The sequence below is a fragment of the Blautia intestinihominis genome, assembly GCF_040096655.1.
Classification (GTDB): Bacteria; Bacillota; Clostridia; order Lachnospirales; family Lachnospiraceae; genus Blautia_A; species Blautia_A intestinihominis.
In genome coordinates this window covers 21,257-27,256 of record NZ_JBBMEI010000043.1, presented here as the reverse complement: position 1 = coordinate 27,256, position 6,000 = coordinate 21,257, and the positions used below count along the sequence as shown (strand labels likewise).

Here is a 6,000-nt window from a genome sequence, read left to right as displayed (position 1 = left end):
GCTTCTACACGCATCTCAAGGTTTTTCTTTGTGCTGTCAGTAACGACTTCACCGAGAAGTTCTGCGAATTTAGCAGCATGCTCAGCTTCTTCGTAAGCAGCTTTCTCCCAGTAGAGACCGATTTCCGGATAGCCTTCTCTGTGGGCAACTCTTGCCATTGCCAGATACATACCAACTTCAGAGCACTCACCCTGGAAGTTAGCTCTCAGGTCTTCAAGAATGTCTTCGCTCACACCCTGAGCAACACCAACAACGTGTTCAGCAGCCCATGTCATCTCGCCCTTCTGCTCTGTGAATTTGGAAGCAGGAGCCTTACACTGCGGACAGACTTCCGGAGCAGCGTCACCTTCGTAAACATATCCACATACATTACATACCCATTTTGCCATAATTTTGATCTCCTTTTCTTAATTAAGTTAGTTCTGTTTAATAATAGTAATAATTCTCAATAACTGTAGTTTCAATCTATCACATTGAATGCTCGAAGTCAAGCAAATGTCTGAAAATACATTATTTGTTCATACATTTCGGGCAAGTTCCGAAAAATCGTATATCGCATGCTGTGATCTTGCCGGAAAAGTTTCGACCGGCTTTCTCTATCAGATCGTCCATACCCTCTGTTTCCAGATCCAGGACATCTCCACAAGTTGTACACATGAAGTGACAGTGTGGTTCAACACAACCATCGAAATGATCTGCACTGCCGAAGTTGGACAGTTTCTGGATCTCACCGATCTCAGATAACAGAGAAAGGTTACGATATACGGTTCCCAGACTGATGTTGGGGTAGATTTTTTTCATATTTTCATAAACAACATCTGCGGTAGGGTGATCCTTACGGGTCATGAGAAATTCTTTGATCGATTCTCGCTGACGACTGTATTTCAATGTAGCCATATATCGCGTTTCCTTTCTGTAAATCAGTTCCTTAAATTATTCTCCGAAGTATCTTTTCAGTAATCCAGCGAATGCTTTGCCGTGTCTAGCTTCATCGCGAGCCATCTCATGTACTGTGTCATGGATCGCATCAAGGTTAGCAGCTTTGGCACGTTTAGCCAGGTCGAATTTACCAGCAGTAGCACCGTTCTCAGCTTCTACACGCATCTCAAGGTTTTTCTTTGTGCTGTCAGTAACGACTTCACCGAGAAGTTCTGCGAATTTAGCAGCGTGCTCAGCTTCTTCGTAAGCTGCTTTCTCCCAGTAAAGACCGATTTCCGGATAGCCTTCTCTGTGGGCAACTCTTGCCATTGCGAGATACATACCAACCTCAGAGCACTCACCCTGGAAGTTCGCTCTCAGGTCTTCGAGAATATCTTCGCTCACGCCCTGAGCAACACCAACAACGTGTTCAGCAGCCCATGTCATCTCGCCTTTCTGCTCTGTGAATTTGGAAGCAGGAGCTTTACACTGCGGACATACCTCCGGAGCAGCATCGCCTTCATAAACATATCCACATACATTACATACCCATTTTGCCATAATCTTGATCTCCTTTTCTGATTAAGTTTGTTTTATTTAATAATAGTAATCGTTATTGTTTTCTTGCTGTGACTATACTGTACCATAATGGTATAGATTTGTCAACAAGGAAAATATATTTTTTTCAGACGGATTTTCTGATACAATAGAAAAGCGAAAAAAATAAGAAAGTCTTAATATTTTACCCCATAGATATTAATTCTTAAGCAGTATAGTAAAAACATGAAAACACAGGAGGCAAGGGAAATGGCAGAGATACTGGTATGTGATGACGACAAAGACATCGTGGAGGCAATAGAAATCTATCTGGCACAGGAGGGGCATCACATTCTCAAAGCATACGATGGTGAACAGGCGATCCGGGTTTTGCAGAATAATCCGGTGGATCTTCTGATCATCGACGTGATGATGCCGAAGCTGGACGGAATCCGGGCAACATTGAAGATCCGCGAAAAAAACGCTCTTCCTATCATAATTTTATCTGCAAAATCAGAGGATACAGACAAGATCCTCGGACTGAATGTCGGCGCAGATGATTATGTGACGAAACCTTTTAACCCATTGGAACTGATGGCGAGGGTAAAATCCCAGCTTCGCAGATATACGCAGCTGGGTGCAATGGCAGAAAAGAGAGGAAATGTTTACGAGACGGGCGGACTGATGATCGATGATGACCGTAAGGAAGTTACTGTCGATGGAGAAGCAGTCAAACTGACACCGATCGAGTACAGGATCCTTCTTTTTCTGGTCAAAAATCAGGGAAGAGTTTTTTCCATCAATCAGATCTATGAGAGTATCTGGGAAGAGGAAGCGATCGCGGCAGATAATACGGTAGCGGTTCACATCCGACATATCAGAGAAAAAATTGAGATCAATCCAAAGGAGCCGCGCTACCTCAAAGTTGTGTGGGGACTTGGGTATAAAGTGGAAAAGATCTGATTTTCTGAATGGACCTGTGGAAAACTCCTGTGTTTATAGCAGAGTCATTTAGCAGAAAGGAAATGGGGTATAAATGAAGACAAGATGGTACAGAAAAAGCGGTGTAAAAGGGCTTCTGGTGCTGCTGACAATAGTTTTTGTGACGGTAGCCTGCGCGGGAGCCGGGGCATCCGTGCTTATCATGAGCAAAGGCGTTCAGCCATTGGACAGCAAAAATTATGTGGATTCCCAGAGCTTCCAGGATAATATGTACAGCCTTTCACATACGATCATTAATGCGATCAATGAGAGAGAAATCCTGGATCAGGCAGACGACGGAGAACTGGTGGATCTTGCGGAGCTGAATAAGGGAAAGACGCTGACGCACAAAAACACATCCGGACTTGCCTACAAGGCAGGGAATCTGTATGACTGGGCGAAGAAATCATCCTGGGATCGAAGTGCAAATGTTCTGATCTGCCGTCAGCCGGATGGCAGCGACTACTATATGTACTACAATGATTTTGCAGATAAGATTACTACTGGTGAACTGAAATTTGTTTTTGGCAGTGATGAAGACGGATGGACAGAGAATGCAAAGGATATACTGGCCATACTCTCCGGCAAAGAGTATACGTACTATGGTGACGCCAATGATAACATAGGAATCCGTAATGATGGTGTGGAATATGTTACCGACGCGGACGGGAATGTTGTTTATACAGATGTGTATAATTATGAATCCAGTGGAAATAACGATGCCCCGCTGAAAGAAGCGTACAAACCGGATGGAGCGGACAGTATCCTTGATGTTGTAAACAACAGTGAAGAATGGAAAGGAAATATCAGCAAGGCATATGAGTATTTATACACGGCTCTGGTTGAATACAGTGATGCTTCTTATGGTGAAAAAGTCCTGAAAACTTATGCAACAGGTGTAACAAATGTTAACTACATGTACGTAGACACAAAATCCGATAAAGTGTACACCAATATAAAAGGCATCACATCAGCAAATTATGCAAAAAAACTGGATGAACTGACTTCCAGTGGTGATCCGCTTATGCTGATCGCTCCGGATCTGCAGGACTGTGCCCTGGGATTTTCCAATATCGCAGACTGGACAGTATCTTACTGGCAGAGCATGATCGAGAATACAGGACTTGGTGAGGAAAATTATCTCTATTTCGTTTCTGTAGATAAAGATTTTCCGGTATTAGACAGGATCAAGCAGGAAAAACTTGTCTATGAGAAGTTTGAACCATGGCTGGTGCCGATCATGGTAATTTCTGTAGTGTCACTGGTTCTGGCACTTGCAGGACTTGTGATCCTGACGATCGGGGCCGGACGAAACAATGAAGATGAGAAAGTGCATCTGAATTTCCTGGACAGATGGTATACCGAGATTGTGGCAGGGATGATATTTATGATCTGGCTGCTGGGCACTTCGGTGATCGTCCAGACAATGGATTTTGAAGACATACGAATGGTCTGGAAAGTGACGGGATTCAGCATCCTGGGAATCTGGTGTGGCGGATGGTTCCTGACCGGCTGGCTGAGTCTGGTTCGCAGGATCAAGGCAAGATCTCTCTGGAGAGACAGCCTGCTCCGACACGTTCTGATATTGGTAAGAAAGTGTTTTTCTAAATGTAATGATCTGGTTGTCTTTCTCGGTGGCAATATGATCAGCAGGGTCAAAATAATTTTGTTATTTGGCATCTTTGTATTTTTGCAGTTTATGTTTTATGTAATGACGGTTAATGGTGGTTCAGCATTTGCTTTTCTTCTGCTGATTGTAATGGACTGTGCAGTTCTTTATTATCTTGTAAAAAAAGCCTGGGGAAGAGAGCAGATCATCGCTGGTCTGAAGAAGATCACTGACGGAGAACTCCAATACAAGATTCCAACAGAAAAACTTTCCGGTGAACAGGAACAGGTGGCAGATTATATCAACCATATTGGAGAGGGACTGGATGCAGCTGTAGAAAACAGCCTCAAGAACGAGCGCATGAAAACAGAGCTGATCACGAATGTCTCCCATGATATCAAGACACCGCTTACTTCGATCATCAATTATGTGGATCTTCTCAAGCGCGAGAATCCGGAAGACCCCAAGATCAGAGGTTATCTGGAAGTTTTGGAAAACAAGGCACAGCGGCTCAAAGTATTGACTGAAGATGTCGTAGAAGCCTCCAAAGCAAGCACCGGAAATACCACACTGGAAATGACGGACCTGAATTTCATTGAACTGGTACATCAGGTGATTGGAGAATTTGAAGAGAAATTCGAAGAAAGAAATCTGACGATGGTAGTTCATTTCGATGAGGAAGAAGCAATCATCTGTGCAGATGGCCGCAGACTCTGGCGAGTCCTCGAGAATGTTTTTGGAAACGCATCAAAATATGCGATGGAAAACACAAGAGTTTACGTCGATGTAAAAGTTGACCGGCCAAACGTGCAGCTTTCCCTCAAAAACATCTCCGCACAGCCTTTGAACATCTCCGCAGACGAACTCACCGAACGTTTCATCCGCGGCGACGTCTCCCGAAACACCGAAGGCAGCGGACTTGGCCTGTCAATCGCCAAAGACCTCGTCCGGCTCCAGGGTGGAGAATTTAAGTTGTATCTTGATGGGGATCTGTTTAAGGTGACGATTGAATTTAAAATGAAATAATAACAAAAGACCTTGTTCTGAATGATATCAGAAGGAGGTCTTTTTTGCTGAATCCTAAACCTGTATCCGATCCGCAACTTCATTTCCAACTGCCAGGCGGCGGTTATTGCTTCCGATGATCAGCCAGTCGCGACATTTCTGGATGACCTGGATGGTGCTGCCTTCTTTGATATCCATATTTCGCATAGTTTCAAGAATTTCCGGAACGCCGAACATCCATTTAATAGTACAGGTATCGCCTGCATTTGTCTGTGATAAAGCCTGCATAAAAATACCTCCTTTGAGGAAAAATAGAAATAGTTAGTGTCAGATAATTTGCTTTTTATTTGTTGAATTTATTGTACAACTAAGAATATATGTTCGTCAATTGGAACATTAGGTAGTCCCTGCTCATATTGGATAGGAGATGCTGACAGAAGACAGTGTGTGCTAAATATGCAGGATTATGCATAGTTATAACACCGAAATTCGCGGTTTACAAACATAGGTAAATATGCTACTATTCTTAAAGGAGCGGAAACATGAATTTCCGCAAAATATAAGCAAACTCAACGAACAAGAGAGTACATTTGCTGACCACATTACAGAGAATTCCCCGGAGGAAATTTCAGATTTCCGTGGCTGAGAGGGAAGTGCAGGTGCAGATGGAAGATGGCTTGGGAGAGGTGCAGTCGAGATGAGTATCGATGTTAATGAGAGGGTTCCTGGCATACAGAAAGTAATTTCTTAAAGGAAATAAAATTCGGTGCTATTCAGACTGCAACAGGACCGCCTGTTATAGCGGAAGGGTATCAGGACAATAGCAGATTATCAGACTATTACAGTATTGGTCGGATTATCCGTATGGAATCGTACCCAACAAGGTTTCTGACCGCGAGGCAGGAACGAACAGAAGTGGTAACACGGGCAGGACTCGTCTTCTCTATGAG

General features: G+C 43.6%; 6 protein-coding genes. 2 read left to right on the top strand and 4 right to left on the bottom strand.

The window, feature by feature from the left end; genetic code table 11:
* The 3 genes from WMO75_RS12975 to WMO75_RS12965 all read right to left on the bottom strand — a co-directional run.
* Positions 1-389 (bottom strand): rubredoxin-like domain-containing protein (locus WMO75_RS12975; RefSeq protein ID WP_349078174.1); only part of this gene is annotated, 389 nt, incomplete at its 3' end.
* Between the two features lie 121 nt (positions 390-510).
* Positions 511-897 carry a Fur family transcriptional regulator gene (locus WMO75_RS12970; protein WP_303223715.1) on the bottom strand — a complete coding sequence of 129 codons (387 nt, stop codon included), beginning with the start codon at positions 895-897 and terminating at the stop codon, positions 511-513.
* Between the two features lie 36 nt (positions 898-933).
* On the bottom strand, positions 934-1,479 hold the full coding sequence (locus WMO75_RS12965; RefSeq protein ID WP_118252316.1) for an NADH peroxidase: 546 nt from the start codon (positions 1,477-1,479) through the stop codon (positions 934-936).
* Between the two features lie 246 nt (positions 1,480-1,725).
* Here WMO75_RS12965 and WMO75_RS12960 point away from each other — a divergent pair, with 246 nt between their 5' ends.
* Together WMO75_RS12960 and WMO75_RS12955 are read left to right on the top strand one after the other, a co-directional pair.
* Positions 1,726-2,418, top strand: a complete 693-nt coding sequence (locus WMO75_RS12960; protein ID WP_117593674.1) for a response regulator transcription factor — start codon at positions 1,726-1,728, stop codon at positions 2,416-2,418.
* A gap of 73 nt (positions 2,419-2,491) precedes the next feature.
* A complete protein-coding gene (locus WMO75_RS12955) occupies positions 2,492-5,071 on the top strand; it encodes a sensor histidine kinase (RefSeq protein WP_349078171.1) in 2,580 nt (859 codons plus the stop codon).
* Positions 5,072-5,125: 54 nt separating this feature from the next.
* On the opposite strand, the gene WMO75_RS12950 is transcribed toward WMO75_RS12955, so the two are convergent.
* Positions 5,126-5,338 (bottom strand): FeoA family protein, encoded by a 213-nt coding sequence (locus WMO75_RS12950; RefSeq protein ID WP_022215089.1) that lies wholly within the window; start codon positions 5,336-5,338, stop codon positions 5,126-5,128.
* Between the last annotated feature and the right edge of the window lie 662 nt (positions 5,339-6,000).

Excerpts from the sequence above, each read along its gene's own strand:
- WMO75_RS12970 (WP_303223715.1), bottom strand. The coding sequence starts at position 897 with ATGGCTACATTGAAATACAGTCGTCAGCGAGAATCGATCAAAGAATTT.
- WMO75_RS12965 (WP_118252316.1), bottom strand. The coding sequence starts at position 1,479 with ATGGCAAAATGGGTATGTAATGTATGTGGATATGTTTATGAAGGCGAT.
- WMO75_RS12960 (WP_117593674.1), top strand. The coding sequence starts at position 1,726 with ATGGCAGAGATACTGGTATGTGATGACGACAAAGACATCGTGGAGGCA.
- WMO75_RS12955 (WP_349078171.1), top strand. The coding sequence starts at position 2,492 with ATGAAGACAAGATGGTACAGAAAAAGCGGTGTAAAAGGGCTTCTGGTG.
- WMO75_RS12950 (WP_022215089.1), bottom strand. The coding sequence starts at position 5,338 with ATGCAGGCTTTATCACAGACAAATGCAGGCGATACCTGTACTATTAAA.